Annotated in this window: 20 protein-coding genes and 2 pseudogenes; 9 read left to right on the plus strand and 13 right to left on the minus strand. The window is 41.9% G+C overall.

Annotation, left to right across the window (positions count from 1 at the left end; all coding sequences use genetic code 11):
• The coding region (locus tag HMPREF9431_RS09050) for an IS982 family transposase (protein ID WP_004380949.1) at positions 1–810 on the minus strand (810 nt) is incomplete at its 3' end.
• A 108-nt stretch (positions 811–918) separates the two neighbouring features.
• On the opposite strand from HMPREF9431_RS09050, the gene HMPREF9431_RS13550 reads away from it, so the two are divergent.
• From HMPREF9431_RS13550 to HMPREF9431_RS09065, 3 genes are all read left to right on the plus strand, one after another.
• Positions 919–1,074, plus strand: coding sequence for a hypothetical protein (locus tag HMPREF9431_RS13550; protein WP_231287803.1), 156 nt, complete (start codon positions 919–921; stop codon positions 1,072–1,074).
• Between the two features lie 182 nt (positions 1,075–1,256).
• Positions 1,257–2,915, plus strand: coding sequence for an Lcl C-terminal domain-containing protein (locus tag HMPREF9431_RS09060; protein WP_231287805.1), 1,659 nt, complete (start codon positions 1,257–1,259; stop codon positions 2,913–2,915).
• A gap of 260 nt (positions 2,916–3,175) precedes the next feature.
• Complete coding sequence (locus HMPREF9431_RS09065) at positions 3,176–3,634, plus strand: HU family DNA-binding protein (protein ID WP_040561385.1); 459 nt, start codon at positions 3,176–3,178, stop codon at positions 3,632–3,634.
• 288 nt (positions 3,635–3,922) lie between these two features.
• Here the strand turns inward: HMPREF9431_RS09065 and HMPREF9431_RS09070 are convergent, their stop codons facing one another.
• Together HMPREF9431_RS09070 and HMPREF9431_RS09075 are read right to left on the minus strand one after the other, a co-directional pair.
• Positions 3,923–5,599: a DUF1129 domain-containing protein gene (locus HMPREF9431_RS09070; protein ID WP_004380954.1), complete on the minus strand. Its 1,677-nt coding sequence runs from the start codon at positions 5,597–5,599 to the stop codon at positions 3,923–3,925.
• Between the two features lie 2 nt (positions 5,600–5,601).
• Positions 5,602–6,108: a type II toxin-antitoxin system antitoxin SocA domain-containing protein gene (locus HMPREF9431_RS09075; protein ID WP_004380955.1), complete on the minus strand. Its 507-nt coding sequence runs from the start codon at positions 6,106–6,108 to the stop codon at positions 5,602–5,604.
• A gap of 140 nt (positions 6,109–6,248) precedes the next feature.
• Here HMPREF9431_RS09075 and traN point away from each other — a divergent pair.
• The 6 genes and pseudogenes from traN to metK all read left to right on the plus strand — a co-directional run.
• Positions 6,249–6,674 (plus strand): annotated as a pseudogene (gene traN, locus HMPREF9431_RS09080) (conjugative transposon protein TraN); the annotation flags it as partial.
• Positions 6,668–7,261, plus strand: coding sequence for a conjugal transfer protein TraO (locus HMPREF9431_RS09085; protein WP_004380957.1), 594 nt, complete (start codon positions 6,668–6,670; stop codon positions 7,259–7,261). The pseudogene traN and the gene HMPREF9431_RS09085, both read left to right, overlap by 7 nt.
• 12 nt (positions 7,262–7,273) lie before the next feature.
• Positions 7,274–7,732, plus strand: a complete 459-nt coding sequence (locus tag HMPREF9431_RS09090; protein WP_004380958.1) for a DUF3872 domain-containing protein — start codon at positions 7,274–7,276, stop codon at positions 7,730–7,732.
• A gap of 11 nt (positions 7,733–7,743) precedes the next feature.
• Complete coding sequence (locus tag HMPREF9431_RS09095; RefSeq protein WP_004380959.1) at positions 7,744–8,250, plus strand: glycoside hydrolase family protein; 507 nt, start codon at positions 7,744–7,746, stop codon at positions 8,248–8,250.
• A 71-nt stretch (positions 8,251–8,321) separates the two neighbouring features.
• Positions 8,322–9,098: a hypothetical protein gene (locus HMPREF9431_RS09100; RefSeq protein ID WP_004380960.1), complete on the plus strand. Its 777-nt coding sequence runs from the start codon at positions 8,322–8,324 to the stop codon at positions 9,096–9,098.
• Positions 9,098–10,141, plus strand: a complete 1,044-nt coding sequence (gene metK, locus HMPREF9431_RS09105) for a methionine adenosyltransferase (protein ID WP_004380961.1) — start codon at positions 9,098–9,100, stop codon at positions 10,139–10,141. The genes HMPREF9431_RS09100 and metK overlap by 1 nt, the downstream gene beginning before the upstream one ends.
• Before the next feature lie 110 nt (positions 10,142–10,251).
• Here the strand turns inward: metK and HMPREF9431_RS13555 are convergent.
• From HMPREF9431_RS13555 to HMPREF9431_RS09155, 10 genes and pseudogenes are all read right to left on the minus strand, one after another.
• Positions 10,252–10,470: pseudogene (locus HMPREF9431_RS13555) on the minus strand (hypothetical protein).
• A gap of 4 nt (positions 10,471–10,474) precedes the next feature.
• Positions 10,475–10,729, minus strand: coding sequence for a hypothetical protein (locus tag HMPREF9431_RS09115; protein WP_004380963.1), 255 nt, complete (start codon positions 10,727–10,729; stop codon positions 10,475–10,477).
• Positions 10,730–10,750: 21 nt separating this feature from the next.
• Complete coding sequence (locus HMPREF9431_RS09120) at positions 10,751–12,022, minus strand: PcfJ domain-containing protein (protein ID WP_004380964.1); 1,272 nt, start codon at positions 12,020–12,022, stop codon at positions 10,751–10,753.
• A 17-nt stretch (positions 12,023–12,039) separates the two neighbouring features.
• Positions 12,040–12,570 (minus strand): antirestriction protein ArdA, encoded by a 531-nt coding sequence (locus HMPREF9431_RS09125; protein ID WP_004380965.1) that lies wholly within the window; start codon positions 12,568–12,570, stop codon positions 12,040–12,042.
• 12 nt (positions 12,571–12,582) lie between these two features.
• Positions 12,583–12,999, minus strand: coding sequence for a PcfK-like family protein (locus tag HMPREF9431_RS09130; protein ID WP_004380966.1), 417 nt, complete (start codon positions 12,997–12,999; stop codon positions 12,583–12,585).
• A gap of 6 nt (positions 13,000–13,005) precedes the next feature.
• A complete protein-coding gene (locus HMPREF9431_RS09135) occupies positions 13,006–13,434 on the minus strand; it encodes a hypothetical protein (RefSeq protein ID WP_404827957.1) in 429 nt (142 codons plus the stop codon).
• Positions 13,435–13,815: 381 nt separating this feature from the next.
• Entirely contained in the window at positions 13,816–14,163 is a 348-nt protein-coding gene (locus HMPREF9431_RS09140; RefSeq protein WP_004380968.1) for a hypothetical protein, read from the minus strand.
• A gap of 140 nt (positions 14,164–14,303) precedes the next feature.
• Positions 14,304–14,771: a DUF1896 domain-containing protein gene (locus tag HMPREF9431_RS09145; RefSeq protein WP_004380969.1), complete on the minus strand. Its 468-nt coding sequence runs from the start codon at positions 14,769–14,771 to the stop codon at positions 14,304–14,306.
• A 25-nt stretch (positions 14,772–14,796) separates the two neighbouring features.
• Positions 14,797–15,930, minus strand: coding sequence for a site-specific integrase (locus tag HMPREF9431_RS09150; RefSeq protein ID WP_004380970.1), 1,134 nt, complete (start codon positions 15,928–15,930; stop codon positions 14,797–14,799).
• A 70-nt stretch (positions 15,931–16,000) separates the two neighbouring features.
• On the minus strand, positions 16,001–16,340 hold a 340-nt coding region (locus HMPREF9431_RS09155; protein WP_004380971.1), incomplete at its 5' end, for an IS256 family transposase.

Consider the following 16,340-nt stretch of genomic DNA (forward strand, 5'->3'; position numbering starts at 1 on the left):
GACGATGAAATTGTCAAAGCATCTATGTATAGAGTGTTCCACCTGCGCAATGTTCTTTAGTTCATCATTCACCGTCTCTATAATGGCTCTTTTTCTGAGTAAAAGTCTGTCTGAAACACTCATTAACGCTCCTTTCATGTTACTTTTCAATTTGGTAATAAGCTGTATTCCGTCAACGAAAAGCCTTTGAAAGAGGTTCTTGCTGATGTAGCCCTTGTCACCGAATAGCTTACCATATATAAAATCTATGAATGCTTTGTACTCCAAAGGCTTACGGTCATCAATATCTCCTGGCGTTATCATAAAGTTGAGAAGTTCTCCTTTCTCTTTGCAAATCAAATGCAACTTGAAGCCAAAGAACCAACCCATAGAGCATTTTCCTCTTTGAGCTATGCCTCTGAAAACCTTGTGAATATGTATTCTTTGGTTTTTACGGACACGCAGTGGTGTGCTATCAACGAAGCTTATGCCTGTGCATTTGCCCAACAGGACCTTCTTGATAAACAAGGTTAAAGGTATAACTACATCCCTTTCCAATTCTACTATACGGTTATAAGAAACAACTTTTGGAAACAGATGGCGAAGCTGCTTGCATACTTTTTCAAGATAGAAATGTTTGAAGCAACGATAACCAGAATCGTGGAAAAGGATTATTATCAGCATAACTTCTGCCTTTGACATTGTAGAATTTCGATGATATTTCCTTTTTCCTGTAGGTTTTAGTGTATATTTTGCTGTCATTACATCAAAAAACTTGCAGAAGTCATCTGCCATACAAAATATTTCAGTAACTTTGTCCTCGGTGATCATAGCGATTTTTGTTTGTAACTGTTTGTATATTAGTTCTTTAAAGTTACAACAAATTTCGCTAATCACCAAATTTATAGACACTTATAATTCGTCGAACTCACGTTAAATATGAAGAAAATGGAGAGTAAGAAGCGGGCATACACAACGCCCGAGATTAAGATTTATCCGGTGGAGAACGATTATCTCTTGCAGGCAGCCAGCGGCAATGCTGGAACAATCGGATATGGTGGCAGCGGAGGAGACGCCAAGAAGTGGGTGGGGTGAAGAATGGGAAGATGAAGAAACCTCCCCCACCTCTTCCAAAGAAGGAGAGAGTAGTTACCCAAGCTATAATGCGTGGGAAGAGTAAACAACTAAAAAGCCCACCCCCAACCCCTCCCTTGGGAGGGGAGCTGCGAGCTTGCGGGCTAATTATGGATTATAAATTAAGAATTAAAGAAATGAAGATGAAAACATTGATAAAGTCAAGCATGTGGCTTGTGGCAGCAGGTCTATTGACCGCCTGCGCCAGCGAAGACACGCAGCAGAAAGACGGAACGAAGCAATCGGAAACAAAGTATGTGGCAACCTTTACGGGCCATCAACCCAATTCGAACAGCTCGGCAAAGAGCCGCACGACAGCAACACATACGCTCGGCAATCCCGCCCAAGTGATTTGGGAAGCAACGGATAGGATTTGGGTAAAGGCAGACGATGGACGCTTCTATCAGAGCGAGACGGCCAACTTCGCCGCATCGGCCACGCCGGCCGACCACTCGCGTGCCAACTTCCACCTTTCGCAAGGCTATTATGCAACGACTACTCCCGAAGTGCGCTATGTGGGCACGAGCACCAATGCCGACCGCGTGACGATTGCTGCTACCCAGACGCAAGCCTCGCCTAACGACTTCAGTCACCTCGGTGCAGCGGGCGACTGTGGTACAGCCACGGCCCATAGCGGTGCCCTCGCAGCTGGCGACTACGAGTTCACCCTCCAGCACAAGGCCAGCTACCTCTGCTTCGTGCCCCGCTGTATGAACACGCAGCTCGGCCCAAACATCAAGTTGACAAAGATTGTTGTCACAGCCGATAAGCCCATTGCCGGCATATACGATTTCTCCGACGGCTCGCTCATGGGCAAGACGCCTACCGGCGGCTCCAACACAATTACCCTCAATGTAGGTGGTGCGAACGACTTCTCGCTGAACACCACCACGGAGAATCTTGCCATGAACGGTGCCTACATGGTCATTGCCCCCGGCACTTACAACCTCACCGTCACCTACACCATCAACGACCCCAGTACGAGTGTTTCAATGGACATCGTGAAGCAGTTGCCGGCCTGGAACAATAAGCCCGGCGAAATCAGAGACATCACGGCCAACCTCACGCCGGCTGCCTCCCTCGCTATGCCTGAATTTTATATGTGGGATGCCGTTAACCCTTACTGGCATGGCTACGAGAACGAGCGGCCATCCATCAATCAAGGACAGCCGGGGGCTACAAAGGGGCCGCATTATCCACAAAGCAGCAGCGACCCACAGCAACGCTGGTATCACACCACTGGCAGTGGTGCTCACACCGCTACACATAGTTGCTCCATCGCCCCCAATGTTAACGAGATGTGCTGGTACAATATGCTGGGTGATCCACATTGGCAAGATGGCACACCCGCTGCGAAAGACGGGCACTTGGTTATTCAGCCAGGTGGTATCTGGTTGAAGAAGAAGGCGGCCATCATTCGTGACAATCCCGGTATATTCCCCGGCAACGATGCTGCCGGTCGCTTCTTCAGCGGTTTCCCAGTAGACAAGAATCCCAACAGCCCCACTTCAAGTGACAGGGATTGGCGGACGGAGACCGCCGGTTTCCCCTTTCCCAACAAGAAAACTCGTGCTCTCACTTCCAACCCACTTCCTAACGTGAGCGACTATTTCTTCCTTCCCGCGGCGGGTGAATTTTATGAAGGCTGGCTGGCCCTCCGTGGCCAACAAGGCTTTTATTGGTCATCGAGTACCTATCCGTTTGCTAACACCGGCGCATACATGTTCTATCTCTCCAATGGATATGTGGGCGTGACCAATCCCACCCGTAGCTCGGGGTTCGCAGTGAGGGCGTTCGAGTAATCTCTTTAAGATAAATTTATCAACATAAGGACAATAAAAATACAAATATATATATTTTTAGTTCATAGTTTTATTAACCCGTTGGAAGGTAGACAATGAAAAGTTTTGACAAGAAATGGGAGGAAATGGGTACGGGTATGGGAGAAGACGCGAAGAAGTCCTATACTTGTGAGGCACAAGTCCTATACTTGTCGACTACAAGTCCTATACTTGTCAAAACGCCCTCGGAGTCGGCATTCCGACAACTAATATTTTTGCGTATGGCATTTTTTAAGAAGATGTTGAAGAAAATCAACAAAAAGTGGTACCCGCAATCGGTACTGGTGGGCAGTCCGGTGACAACGGCGCAGGTTGCCAAGCGACTGGCCGCCGAGTCGACCGTCAGTCCGGCCGACGTGGCCGCAGTGCTCACCTCGCTCGGCCCGGTGATGGCCGACTACATGTCGCAGGGCCGTTCGGTGAAGCTCGACGGCATCGGCTCGTTCTACTTCACGGCCGTGTCGGCCAAGGGCGGCGTGGACGCGGCCGAAAAGGTGTCGGCCAATCAGATTGTCGGCGTGCGCGTGCGCTTCAATCCCGAGACCCACTACGAGCGCGGCGGTGGCAGTCGTGTAGCTACCCGCGCTCTCTCCGACACGCCGATTGAGTGGGAAGAATGGAAAGGCGAAGAGAAAAAGAAGAAGAAAGGCGTTGGAGAAGTAGAGATTCACGGAAGTTAAAGTCTAGCGTTCACTCCTGACTCCAAAAAGGAAAGGAGTTGAATTGTTTTATTCAATTATGGCTGATTGTGAAAGGGAGGAAAGACACTACACGTCTTTCCTCCCTTTTCGCATTGCTGCTCTAATCAGTGACGGCAAAGAACACTTGATAAACTCTTTTTAAGGGGATTTATATTTTGTAGATATTACAATCTACATTATGAATAGTAGAAGCATGTTGTATTAGAAATAAAGATAATATTACAGAGTGGAAAGTTTCTTTTAACGTTACAAGAACGATAAGGTTTATCATACTTGAGCACAATTTATATAAAGAACAAGTACTATAAGACTTACTATTACAAAGATAAACAAAGTAAAAATCTTACGTTTTGTGGAATATAATATTATGTATAACATTGCCATGAATATTGCTAAAACAATTCCTAAAGAGACAATGTTGATAATCGAAGCTTTTGGAGTAATTTCTTTGTTTCCGAATAACTGAATACTACCGAACAAAAAAGTTATGATTGTTATAAAAATACCTAAGTATTCAAAAGACTGACGTCTAAAATCTCGAATACTATTAGCAACGCTCGTTATTTCGGTTTCTCTCTTTGCTAAGCGTTCTTTCATTCCTAAGTACAGCATTAAATCTCTATATTTACGCTCATCATCTTCTAATTTACTTGGAGAAATAGGCTTTGAAAATGTGGATGCAAAAAAGATGGTATCATCGGTTTTACAATCACATTTTAAGAGCTGAAAGGGAGTGAAATGGCGCAGAATACACTCTTGGTATGTAGATTTGTATTTTTTGTATAGTTTGTTATATAGCTCCAATCCGTTTTGAAGTTGTTTACTCTCGTCCTCTTTAAGGTTTTCTATATGTTTATACAAGAAAGATAGTGCTTTTTTATATGGATGATAATTCGTAATACCTGTTTCTTCTTGGATAGCTTCTATTTCGGCTATATCTCCCTGCAAGTTATCAATAGTATAGTCCTGTTGCTTTAGCGATAAGGAAAAAAGGCAATTTGAGATATAACTTTTTATACTTTGAATGGCTTCGGAATCGAACTTAGATAAGCCCTTGTTCTTCATTGATACTTCATATTCATGAAAGTCTTCTAATAAGTTTCTTAATCTCTGTACTGACTTTCTCTCTGATGTATCATAATAATATGCTAAAACAATAAAACCTGTTGAAGAAAAGTTCTTTTCAGAGAATTCTTTTTGATATTTACAAATTAGCTCCTTCTCATATCTACATGGGTACATCTGTGCAAAAAGGGAAGAGAATTCTTTATTGAATGTGTCACCTTTTATTATCTCATTCACTTTCTTTTTTTCGAAATCGACAGAGTAATAGTATTTTTCTTTATTATCAAAGACAAATGTCTTTCCTAACAAGAAAGAGCACTTACTTTTCAGTTTCTGATAAACTTCCCGTAAGTCTTCATTATCAAGTCCCTTAGTTGTTTCTTCAATTTCATAATACAATTGGATAAGTGTCTCTCGATACCCTCTCTTATTGATTAAAGTATGATCAATATAAAGTAATTCGAGAGATATGGTATGCCAAGCGTTATAATATGGAAAACCTTTCGACAAACCTGCTGCAGCAGAATTATTTCTTATAAGATTCACCTGTAATTTCCTATTGTCTGTCTGAATTCTAAAAATAACCCTTCGTAATCCTTTTAGGGCATCTCTAATGCAAGGGGAAAACTTGCTATCATTGTTTAACAAGATATTTTCAAACCTCTCTATCTTTTTTGTGTAATCATCTTCTAAATACTCACCAACAAATAGAGCGTTATTCATTTCTACAAAGAATATACGTTCAAATTCTTCATACTTTTCTTTGGTAAAAACTTCCTCTTCTTCTGGGCTATGTTTTTCAGATGAACCATTGGAGTTGTCCTCTTGTGAAAAAAGCCCTCTGTATTTATCAATACATTCTTCGATGTGCAAACCCATATTTATTGGTAATATTTGACACTTTTTTGAATCATTCTTGCAGGCATATCTATGCTATGTTTGTTATTAGACAAGGCAACATTATAGCATGTTCTCCAACAACTCCATTTATGGGTAATATCTACTAATTCAAAAGGCTGAGATTGTAATATTTTAGGGTTCTTTATCAGCAATTGCTCTATAGCATCATTAATTTCTTGTCTATCTTTTCCTTGAAGATTTATGTTATGGTCTTCTTTTATAGTGCACGAAGATGAATCTATGTAATATTTATTAAGCTTGTTTGTTTGGATTGCAGTATAAATATCACTTTCAACAGGTCCATAAGGCATAGCAGAAAATCTATTAAAAATCCTTGTAAGCCCTTCTTTATCTTCGTTTGAAGAAACACCTACAACTAAGAATAGAAGTTTTATTAGTTTCAAAGTTGTAAACCCATCTAAACTACCATTATTCCTAAGTCTTAATTGGTCTACAAGATACTCAAAACAAGCGATTTTCTCTTCCATATATTAATGAATGGTAATATTGCCGATGATGCAAAGATATACATAAAAAACGAATATGATGATATTTAAAGCTATAAAAATCATAAAAAGCACATAGTATGGTTTTCTTTGAAGATGATAAACATCTCTCAATATGGGATTATCAGAATGACAAGCGCTGCATTAAGCACATCGGTGCACAGCAGTTCGGTATGAAGTTCCTGCTCCGTGGCTTGTATGCCCATAATGGTTTGCTTTATTTCCACACTCGTATGGAAAACGGTACAAACATGCCGTACTCGGTGGATTTTATCACCTTTAAGGTTGTAGATAAGAAGATGGCGAAGCGCACCGCCATACAAGAGCAGGTGTTGCAGCCGCTTCGTGCCTATCATCAGGTGATGCAGGTGCGTGGTATGGGTAGTGAATACACTGTGTTTGCGCTCGAGCAGTTTTCTCTTGCAGAAGACAAGCAGCTTGAAGTGACGCTCTATGAGAGAAATGGTGGGCGTACACTGACCTTCTATGTAATGGCAGAAGACCTGCAGCTGGCAAAGAAGATTGATAACCTCAAACTGAAATGGTAGACATTATGAAGAAGAAAATCATTTTATCGGTTTGTGCAGCGGTGGCAATGGCTTTTAGCTTGCCATCGCAGGCACAGCGACTGATACCCAAGCAAAGGGGAATAGAGGTCGTAGGGAGTTTTCCACTTATCAAGGGAGAAAAGTTCCTTGCTGCTGACAATTTCGGCATGGGAGCATCACTCACCCGATATCTGGGGCGTGAGAATTATACCTTTGTTATGGCAGAGTATGAACAGCAGAATATGCCGTACAGAAGTTATAACGTAAAACTCAAGGATGCTCTCTTGCAGGTGGGCTATATGCACCCTGTTCTCTCCGACAATGGTAAGAACGTGTTTCTCTATGGTGGCATATCCGCCTTGAGTGGTTATGAGCAGCTAAATGAGGACAAGAAGTTGCTGCCCGATGGGGCGACACTGCTCGACCATTCCCGCTTTGTCTATGGAGGTGTCCTGCATGGCTCGGTGGAAGTGTTCCTCACGGACAGGGTTCTCTTTCTTGTAAAGGCACAGGGACGGTTGCTCTTCGGCTCTGACGTACATCGTTTTCGTCCGGCTGTTTCTGCAGGATTAAGGTTTAACTTTTAAGTAGAAGAAAAGATGAAAAAGATATTGAATACGATTTGGGTAATGGGTGTACTGACCCTTGCCGTGTTTTACCTATCTGCTTGTGATAGGGATTTGGATGTTCAGCAGTCTTATCCGTTTACGGTGGAGACAATGCCGGTTCAGAAGGACATCATAAGGGGGCAGACGGCTGAGATACGCTGCACGCTCAAACCAGGAGGAGAGTTTGCCGACACTCGCTATACGATACGTTATTTCCAGTCTGACGGCAAAGGCTTGCTAAGAAATGATAACGGTACTGTCTTCAAGCCTAACGACCGCTATCTGCTTACAAAAGATGTGTTCCGCTTGTACTACACTTCGTTGTCAGCCGACCGCCAGAAGATTGATGTATATGTGGAGGATAACTTCGGCAGGGTTCAGCAGCTGACCTTTAGTTTTAACAACGAGTGGGAAGAGGGCAAGGACAAGCCTGCATCTTCTCACCACTAAGAACATTATTGATGCGAACGATAAATGCTTTCATTTTACTTTGTGTATTCTGCCTGTTCTGTCAGCTGACCCTTGCCCAGCGCAGGGTGCGGCTGGCAGACTTGCCACCTTTTGAGCGTGCGGTAGTCGTTATAAAATACTTTGAGGGACTGCACAGCTGGAAGAATTATCCGTATGTCGGATATGGGCATCGACTATTGCCCGGTGAACAATTTTCTTCCAATATGTCAGAATGGCAAGCGGACTCCCTACTTCGGGCAGACCTTTGGAAATGCTTTGAGATATTCAAGAAGTACGGAAAAGATGCTTTGCTACTTGCCGTGCTGTCATATAATGTTGGTGTAGGACGAATTTTAGGTTATGGAAAACATCCAAAAAGTCAGCTGCTACGAAAGATTGAAGCTGGAGATAGAAATATCTACAAAGAACTTCTGACCTTTTGCAAATACAGAGGTAAAGTCTTGAAAGGGCTAGTTAAGCGGAGACAAGTAGAATATTTCCTATTTTTCAATCTTTAAGATTGAAGTTGAAAAAGAAGGGAAAATGGACACTTTTTCATAAAAAAACTATACCTTTGCAAGAAAACCTCATGGAAAGAATATTACCCTATGAAATTAGTTACAAATGCTTAGAAAAATGGAGATTTGTTGAAAATGGATTTTTATGGAGTCTTCTTCTATGTCCTTTTTTAACAGTACTATTACAAAAACAAAATAATGAGTTTGTTGTAAGATGTATAAACATATTATCAATAATCAATTATATATCTATAATAGGATACGCACTGCTTTATATAATTGTAGAGATTTTAATGCAGCCAATGACTGCAAGCAGTAGAAGAAAAGGGTTTATTGATAATTCTTTAGGAACTAAGTTTTTAGATCAGCCAGTTACTAATTACTATGATAATGATTCCATTAAAGTTGGAACATATAAAATGTTAGTAAACTGTTTTGAAAATTGTTTTTTCACTTTTAGCCTAGTTAAGGCTACACTATCAAGAAAATTTTTTAAAAACGTAATAATCGCATTGATTCTTATTTTCTTTACATATTATGGAATCAAGAATTTAGATGTGACAATACCTATATTACAACTTTTTCTTTCATTCTTCTTTTTAATGGACTTAGCATATCATGTTAGCTTTTATTTTAAACTACGCTCACTATTTGAAAGATTTAAATCTATTTTTTCAAAAAAGTTATCCAAAAAGGAAACACTTCAGCAGGCATTCTATATGGTTCTTGAGTATGAATCAGCTTTAGCCTATAATAAATCATCAATCAGTAACTTAAAGTATAAGGAGATGAACGAAAAATTGACAAATGATTGGGCAGAAATAAAAAGAAATTACAACATATCATAATGAAATATACTGTAGAAAACGTCTTGCAAGGCCATCCTGATAAGATTTGTGATCAAATAAGCGATGCGTTATTAGATGAATGCCTTAAATTAAACAAATATGCTCACACTGCAATAGAATGCCTTGGTACTGGTCATAATGTTGTTGTAGGTGGAGAGATTGACGGAATTGAAGATTTAGAATTAGATGTAGTGAAAATTGTAAATGATCTGTATCACTCTATTGGATATGAAGAATTCCTTTCCGTTCAAAATTTATTAAGATGCCAATCAAGTCAACTTAAAATGGGCCTCATTAAAGATGGTGCTGGTGACCAAGGTATTATGTATGGATATGCCGTCAATAATAAATATAACTATTTACCTTATGGTGTATATTTATCAAGTTTAATAGCAAAAGAAATTGATAAGTATAGACTTAATTCCGACTATCTATTACCTGATGGAAAAATTCAAATAATAGTAAATGATAATAGGCTAGAAAAATTATCAGTTAATATTCAACATAAGGGTAAAGTCGATAAATGTTTTATGGAAAATGATATTGTGGACAATGTTTTGAGTAAATTTATTGACCCATCTGAAACAGAATTTAATATAAATCAAAACTCAAATTTTCTACAAGGTGGCTTTTTGAATGATACCGGACTAACTGGACGAAAAATCATAGTCGATACTTATGGAGGAATAGCTCCTCATGGCGGAGGAGCCTTTTCTGGCAAAGACCCAACTAAGATGGATCGAACAGCTGCATATATGGCACGTTTTGTTGCCAAAAACATTGTTGCTAACGGATTTGCAAATGAATGTACAATTTCAGTAGCGTACGCTTTTGGTGAAGAAAGGCCAATTATGTTGCAAGTTGTAACTGAGAAAAGAGATAATCATAAAATGCTGACTCAGCTAATAAATGAGAGATTTGACTTTAGACCAGAAGCTATAATAGAGCGTTTAGGATTAAGACAGTTTTCATTTTTACCTACATCTCGTTATGGTCACTTTTCAAATTCTGATTATCCATGGGAACAAGTCTATACATTATAGAAAACATCTATAATCCTGCGACTTTCTTTTGCTTCTTTTCTTTGGTCGCCTGCTCGTTCAAAGAAAAAGAAAAGAAGCCACGCAATTTTGAGGTTGCGTGGCTCATTGTGTTAGGGCTTTTCGGTTGTTTCAATTATCCGTTCTTCGGGGTGGGTATCAAAAGCCCAATTGATTTGTTCATCGGGCAGGGTGCTGTGTACTCATCTGCCCATCACCATCCCACAATCTTCAAGGATTTTGCGCTCGGCTTCCTCTCGGTCTGTGGCTGATACCTCAAATACTCCTTCAAAAACGTATAGGGTGCGTACTCTGTAAACTTTCCTTTCCATATTTTCAAAATTCAGCAATGAGTAATCTGTGTTCCATTGGCTCGCCATTCGATAACCTGCGATGAGTGAGCCAAAAATGGTGCGCTCCGTAACCATAGGCAAAGAACTTGTCAAATTCCGTTTCTTGGGAGATTTGGAGAAGTGCGGTCTGCAACTCCTCCTTGTTCTCGGCTATGCTTATGGCGTTGATAACTCTCACGATGATATTGGGGATTTCATCTGCCCAACTGCGAATAATGCCTTCTACTTGTACTTTCATATTCCTTTGTTTAATGGATTGTTATGCGGTTGCTCTCTGCGCTATCATTCTCATATTCTTCTGCATCAAGGCGAGTATCTGCTCGTGGTACTCGGTGTTCTTGTTGCACACTCCACGACTTTGCACCACTTTCATCGTTTCCAATGATACCTCGATGGTCTCGATGCGCTCTCCGTCCTTTGTGGCAGAGAAGATAAGCGACTGCGGTTTGCTGTAATAGTGTGCGTCATATACGCAATGGTGCATTGCCGTGCCTTCCTCTAAATGCTCCTGCACACTCTCCAAAATGTGGATGCGGATAATGCCGTCAGTAAACTCTATGCCAAAGAATTTTGCTTTGAGTTGCTTGTATGCTTGTTCGGCTTCCATCGCTTCCTTGCGCTTCTTGATAATATTCTCACGTTCTTTCATTGCTCTGCGCTTGGCTTGGTAATGGTCGTGCGCTGCTCTTAGGTCGTTGGGGCAAACATACTTTGGACTACGTGTGTCCTTGTCGAGTGTTGCAAGTGTATCAATCATATCGCACCACAAATTGCCGTCCTCCACTTGGTAGCCGTTACGCAAACAGATACGGATAGATGCCCAATACTTGTCAATCTTGGCATATCTGTCCCTAATAAAGTGGCGAAGTAGGGAGATTTGTCCAGACTTCAATAAGGTTTCCGCCTTGTTGTCCGTAAGAATGGAATGGAACAACTCAAAGGGGGTAAGGTCGTGGAACGCTCCCTTAAATCCGTTGCGCCTAATGTCTTTCATCACTCCATAACGTGGGTAAATGCCGTGTGGGAGTATGTCGTACAATAGTTTGTCGGGACGGATTTCCAACTTACTTCCAAACTGCCACGTATCATACCAACAACTCATCGGGCGAAGTCGTGCCAATACTGCGCTTTTGCCGTTGGGTGCCATCCAACGCTCAACCACCTCAGAACAAAATCGTCTTATCGGTTGTCCTTGCTTGCGGTACACCTCCATATAGAAGTAACGTATCACTTGGTAGCCTTTGAAGGTGGTGAGTACGCAATAGTATGCAATATCCTTAAATACCCTCTGCCGTTCTGTATGTATGGTGAGTTTCGTTCCGCAATGGGGGCAAATGGTGGTCTTGCCTTTATGCCGTGTGTCCGTCCATTGGTGTCCACACTCCAAACAAGTGTGTTCGCCTTTCATGTTGCGCTTGGCAATATGTTCAAAAAGGTGCGTGTATGCCCACTGACTTTGCTTGTCGGTAATGGTGGGGAGTTGGATAGCCAACTCCGCCACTTGCTTCTGAAATTTATTTCTTGGTTTCATTTTCTGTCCTCCTTGTTTTACTCGTCACGGAATACATATCCACTCTCAAACCAATACCCCTCGTCAAAGAGTTCGTCCGCATACTTGTCATAATCGAAATATCGTTCTGCAAACTCGGATAGTTCGTGTTCCATACTTACTATTTCCCTTGCAAACTCTTCTTTGTTCACATATCTGCCTACAAAAGCGGAATTGAATTGTCTCATTAGGTAATAGACGGACTCGGTTAAATCCTTGCCGGTATTCTCTACCCATATCCAAAAGGCACTCACATTCATACCGTCCAAATTCTCCAACTCGTCCCTCAGTTCAAAGAAGTTGCTATCCAAATGCCCCTCGTCAATGAGTTCTTCGGGTATGTTCTCCCAATCTTGGAACATCAATTCGGGTTCTTCCTCGTCTTGGTGGAGTTCGTGGCATACTTCCATAAACTCGTCTTGGTCGTAACACTCTGAAAGGTCTATCCACTTACCTCTTAGTGAGCCTTCGTTGTACTTGGCGTAAGTGCCTACATAGATGCGTGCTTCGCTTAAATCGTATCGTTCCATAGTCTTTGCTTTTTAGAAGTCAAACAATGAAGGTTGTGCAACCTCTGCCGTTTCTTTCTTTTGTGGTCTTGCGTTACGGCTCTGTATCTTGGCGAGTTCCTCACGTTGGTACTGCTTGATGGCTTCTTGCCTTGCTTCGGCTTTCTCCTCCTCTGTGAGTTCTACAAGATGATTTACTGCCACTCTGCACGTGGTTGCTTTCCCCACTTCGATTTCGTCCTCGTCATAGTAGTGGACTGCCATTGAATAGATTTCATCGTCCTCAAAGCCATTACACCCACTCGCCTGCACTTGGTTCAAGATGTAAGTTACACACTCCTCGATGCTCTTGTTAGGCTTCATCAAGTTGGGAGTAAACAAAGGGTCTGTCGCTGCACGCTGATTGAGATACTCGGCTATTGCTCTCGTAAAATGTTCTGTTCCTTTCATAGTCGCTTAGTGTTTAGGGATTTGGCTTTCACTTCGTCCGCCGATTTTCAATTCTACTATCTGATTGATGCGTCCATATAGGTAGGCTCTTAGGCTTGTTCTGTCGGGTGCGTAATACTCTGTCCATTGTCCGTACTGATTGACAAGGTATTTCTTCAGTACATCAAAGAAGTCAAAGCGATAGCCTTGTAGGGGAACGGCTGTACGGAAATAGGTGTTAGAGTTCACTGCTTCACATAGCCAATTCTTTTCCTCACGGCTCATCATTTCACCACGATTGAGTTTCACACGTAGGAGATATATTTTGCTATTACAAAGGCTCTCCAAAGAGGGAACGTCCCATTGTACAAACTTAATTGCCAACACTTGCTCACTTTTTTCAGCCGTAGGGTTAATGCGGTAATGAGAGGAGGAGCTATATCCTTTTCTGTTCATCGAAGATGTTGTATTTACTTTTTGCTTATCCATAGCGACATTTTTTTTATGCGTCCAAAGATCGGAGTATGCTGATTCCTTTTTGTAGCAAAATAGAGGTAGCGGGGCAGGCTTACACAAGGTTTTGTCGGAAAATACAACCCGTAGGCGTGGAGATTTTCCTGCAAACCAAAGGCACAGACCTTGTGCAAGCCGTAGCCCCTTACTACCTTTGCGAATAAAAAGAAATCAGCACCGACTTATGGCACATCAAGGTGGAATAGATGGACGTGAGAAGCGAAAGTGCAACGCCAGTATGGAAAACGAAAAAAGGTGGCTACCTCAAAATGCGAGATAACCACCTGATGAAATAGCATGAAAGGTTTTACAGAGCTGTGCTTCTCAAAGCACGCATAGCAGGATGGCACAGAGAATCGCCAGCCAGAAGAGAATACTCAGCAGCGTAATTGTCACTTTTAGAATTACCCTGACTATAAAGCGTAGTATCAGAAAAACTGCAATGACAGAAACGGCAGTTACGACTTGCGGCGTTACCATCTTAGAGATAAGCCAAATGGCACCGATAACGATGGAAAGCAGAACGGTGAGTTCGATGAAGCGTGTCCAACCGAAGCGGCGGACTTGCTTGGGAGAAGTCGGCGGCTGCCTGTTCCTCTCGGTTTTATACGATGCGTCTGCCTTGATGAAGGCAGGTGTGTGCACGTCTTGATTCATGATGATTGTATTCATAATCGGGGCTTTTAATAGTTTCAAGAGCGATAACAAGATGCGCAGACTACACAAAGACAAGTGTTTGCAAAACTCTTGACGTGTGGGGTGGAGCGTTTATCTTGGCTCTTGACACTACAAAAGCTTCCGATGGTATTACATCAAGTCATGTTCTCACTATCGACAGTTGGCAGACCATTAACCTCAATGAGCAGAACGATTGTTCCTGTCAGTTCGGTGTAGAGTTTATCGTACTCAGGACTCGCCCCAAAGTCGTCTGTCAGTTCATACTTATTGAAAACGCTTTGCACAGCCTTGTTCTTCAGAAGCATTGGTGCTAGTCTTTCAGGAAGAGGAGAAGGAAGTTCTTTCTCGAACTCATCCTCTAAGACAGACACAAGCGTGTCGTACTTGGAGAAATGCAGTCCTTGATACAGAACTTCGCTTGCCATTACCTCCGCCTCTGGGTGAGAAAAACCTTGTGCTACAGCATCGCAGTAAGCTGTCAATGCTTCGTCTGCGCGAGCAGTTACAAACGTATTTTCATTCACTCTCTCTGGATAATGCTCTCCGAGATACGCTTCCAACTTCAAACGGAAGTAAGAAAGCTCTTTCTTTGTTGTTGTCATAATCTTCTTGGTTTAGGGTTGTACATTATTTTGAGTTGATACCCATAGCAACATTGAACTTATCTAACTTGCCCGCCAACTGTTCCATATCGTGTTCTATCTTCTTATTGGTTATACGGGCATAAATTTGTGTCGTTTTAATGTTGGTATGTCCCAACATCTTCGACACACTTTCCATAGGAACGCCCTTGCTGAGCGACATGGTCGCAAATGTATGCCGGGCAAGATGGAAGGTCAGATTCTTCTTGACACTGCAAAGGTCGGCAATTTCTTTTAAATATGCGTTGGTTTTCTGATTCGTTAGGATGGGAAATAGTTTGCCGTTCCGATAGGTCTTATGACTGTACTTGGCAATGATACTCTTGGGAATATCAAGCAATAAAACATTTGTCTCCACACTTGTTTTCTGCCTCTTGGTCATAATCCACTGCTTATCATCAAGTGTTACGATATTGTCCGGTGTGAGATTGGAAACATCAATATATGCCAGACCTGTGAAACATGAAAAGATGAAAACGTCCCTTACTAGTTCTAAGCGGTGGATATCCAGTTCTTTGTTGGCAATCTTCATGATTTCCTCGTCCGTAAGGAAGCCACGGTTTACCGGCTCCAAGTGGAAACGATGATTGAAGAATGGGTCGTGAAGAAGATAGCCACGCTTTTGCGCATAGATGGTCACGGTTTTCAGTGCCTTCAATTTCTTAACTGATGTGTTATAGGCACACCCAGCCGCCGTACTCAGATATAACTCAAAATCCTGTACTACGGATGGCGTGAACTCTGCCAGTCCAATATCTTTCTTCCCATACTTATAGATAAGGAATTCTGCGAAATGCCTTCTTAAAACGCTGTACTTTTGCAGGCTGTCCTTGCTGATGGTGTGTCCAACACGTTGCCTGATGTCTTCGTTGAACCTGTCGAATACAGGGAGAAAAGTTGTATACTCCCTGTCTTTTCCCACAAAATAAGAGCGGATTTTCTCCAATGACAGGGAGGAGTCATCCTCAAATTTGTGATAGATGTTATTCAGTGTAGCAGAAATAGAGTCCAATGCGGCATTGGCGGATAAAGCTTCAGCTGTCCGACCTTTGAGCCGACTTGTGGCATTGTTCCATACAGTCTTGTCCACGAAGATTTTCGTAGATCCGAAATTTGCCATCTCTCCGTTAAGGGTATTGTCCTAAAAAGTGTGTAACCATAATTTCCCATATCTTCCATTTTGTTCAAAATTATTTACTCTCTTTCCAACATCTCCATTGATAGACTTTCCTTCGATATGTAGTCTGTGTTTCTTCCATTGCAACAGATGCCAACAGAAATAAAACCGATTGACTTGACGGCATTGCAGCTCTCATCTTAATGGTTCTTTTATACTTTCTGTTGAGCCGCTCAATCCAATTTGTCGTATAAATGCATCTCTGTACTTCTACAGGGAAGTCCATATAGGTGAAATAAGCAATATTACGCTCGGCTTTATATTTGCGTAACACGGGGTATTTCTTTTCCCATCGATTTACAAAAGTAATAAAATGTTCGTAACCTTGCAAAGATTTGCGCTCTTTGTTCTCC

Source organism: Segatella oulorum F0390, from assembly GCF_000224615.1.
In the GTDB taxonomy this organism is placed as follows: Bacteria; Bacteroidota; Bacteroidia; order Bacteroidales; family Bacteroidaceae; genus Prevotella; species Prevotella oulorum.

What these genes read in the sequence shown, in the direction of transcription:
- HMPREF9431_RS09065 (WP_040561385.1), top strand. Translation starts at nt 3,176, where the DNA reads ATGGCATTTTTTAAGAAGATGTTGAAGAAAATCAACAAAAAGTGGTAC.
- HMPREF9431_RS09120 (WP_004380964.1), bottom strand. Translation starts at nt 12,022, where the DNA reads ATGAAACCAAGAAATAAATTTCAGAAGCAAGTGGCGGAGTTGGCTATC.
- HMPREF9431_RS13550 (WP_231287803.1), top strand. Translation starts at nt 919, where the DNA reads ATGAAGAAAATGGAGAGTAAGAAGCGGGCATACACAACGCCCGAGATT.
- HMPREF9431_RS09115 (WP_004380963.1), bottom strand. Translation starts at nt 10,729, where the DNA reads ATGAAAGTACAAGTAGAAGGCATTATTCGCAGTTGGGCAGATGAAATC.
- HMPREF9431_RS09135 (WP_404827957.1), bottom strand. Translation starts at nt 13,434, where the DNA reads ATGAACAGAAAAGGATATAGCTCCTCCTCTCATTACCGCATTAACCCT.
- HMPREF9431_RS09145 (WP_004380969.1), bottom strand. Translation starts at nt 14,771, where the DNA reads ATGACAACAACAAAGAAAGAGCTTTCTTACTTCCGTTTGAAGTTGGAA.
- HMPREF9431_RS09075 (WP_004380955.1), bottom strand. Translation starts at nt 6,108, where the DNA reads ATGGAAGAGAAAATCGCTTGTTTTGAGTATCTTGTAGACCAATTAAGA.
- HMPREF9431_RS09070 (WP_004380954.1), bottom strand. Translation starts at nt 5,599, where the DNA reads ATGGGTTTGCACATCGAAGAATGTATTGATAAATACAGAGGGCTTTTT.
- HMPREF9431_RS09140 (WP_004380968.1), bottom strand. Translation starts at nt 14,163, where the DNA reads ATGAATACAATCATCATGAATCAAGACGTGCACACACCTGCCTTCATC.
- HMPREF9431_RS09150 (WP_004380970.1), bottom strand. Translation starts at nt 15,930, where the DNA reads ATGGCAAATTTCGGATCTACGAAAATCTTCGTGGACAAGACTGTATGG.
- metK (WP_004380961.1), top strand. Translation starts at nt 9,098, where the DNA reads ATGAAATATACTGTAGAAAACGTCTTGCAAGGCCATCCTGATAAGATT.
- HMPREF9431_RS09100 (WP_004380960.1), top strand. Translation starts at nt 8,322, where the DNA reads ATGGAAAGAATATTACCCTATGAAATTAGTTACAAATGCTTAGAAAAA.
- HMPREF9431_RS09060 (WP_231287805.1), top strand. Translation starts at nt 1,257, where the DNA reads ATGAAAACATTGATAAAGTCAAGCATGTGGCTTGTGGCAGCAGGTCTA.
- HMPREF9431_RS09130 (WP_004380966.1), bottom strand. Translation starts at nt 12,999, where the DNA reads ATGAAAGGAACAGAACATTTTACGAGAGCAATAGCCGAGTATCTCAAT.
- HMPREF9431_RS09095 (WP_004380959.1), top strand. Translation starts at nt 7,744, where the DNA reads ATGCGAACGATAAATGCTTTCATTTTACTTTGTGTATTCTGCCTGTTC.
- HMPREF9431_RS09090 (WP_004380958.1), top strand. Translation starts at nt 7,274, where the DNA reads ATGAAAAAGATATTGAATACGATTTGGGTAATGGGTGTACTGACCCTT.
- HMPREF9431_RS09085 (WP_004380957.1), top strand. Translation starts at nt 6,668, where the DNA reads ATGGTAGACATTATGAAGAAGAAAATCATTTTATCGGTTTGTGCAGCG.
- HMPREF9431_RS09125 (WP_004380965.1), bottom strand. Translation starts at nt 12,570, where the DNA reads ATGGAACGATACGATTTAAGCGAAGCACGCATCTATGTAGGCACTTAC.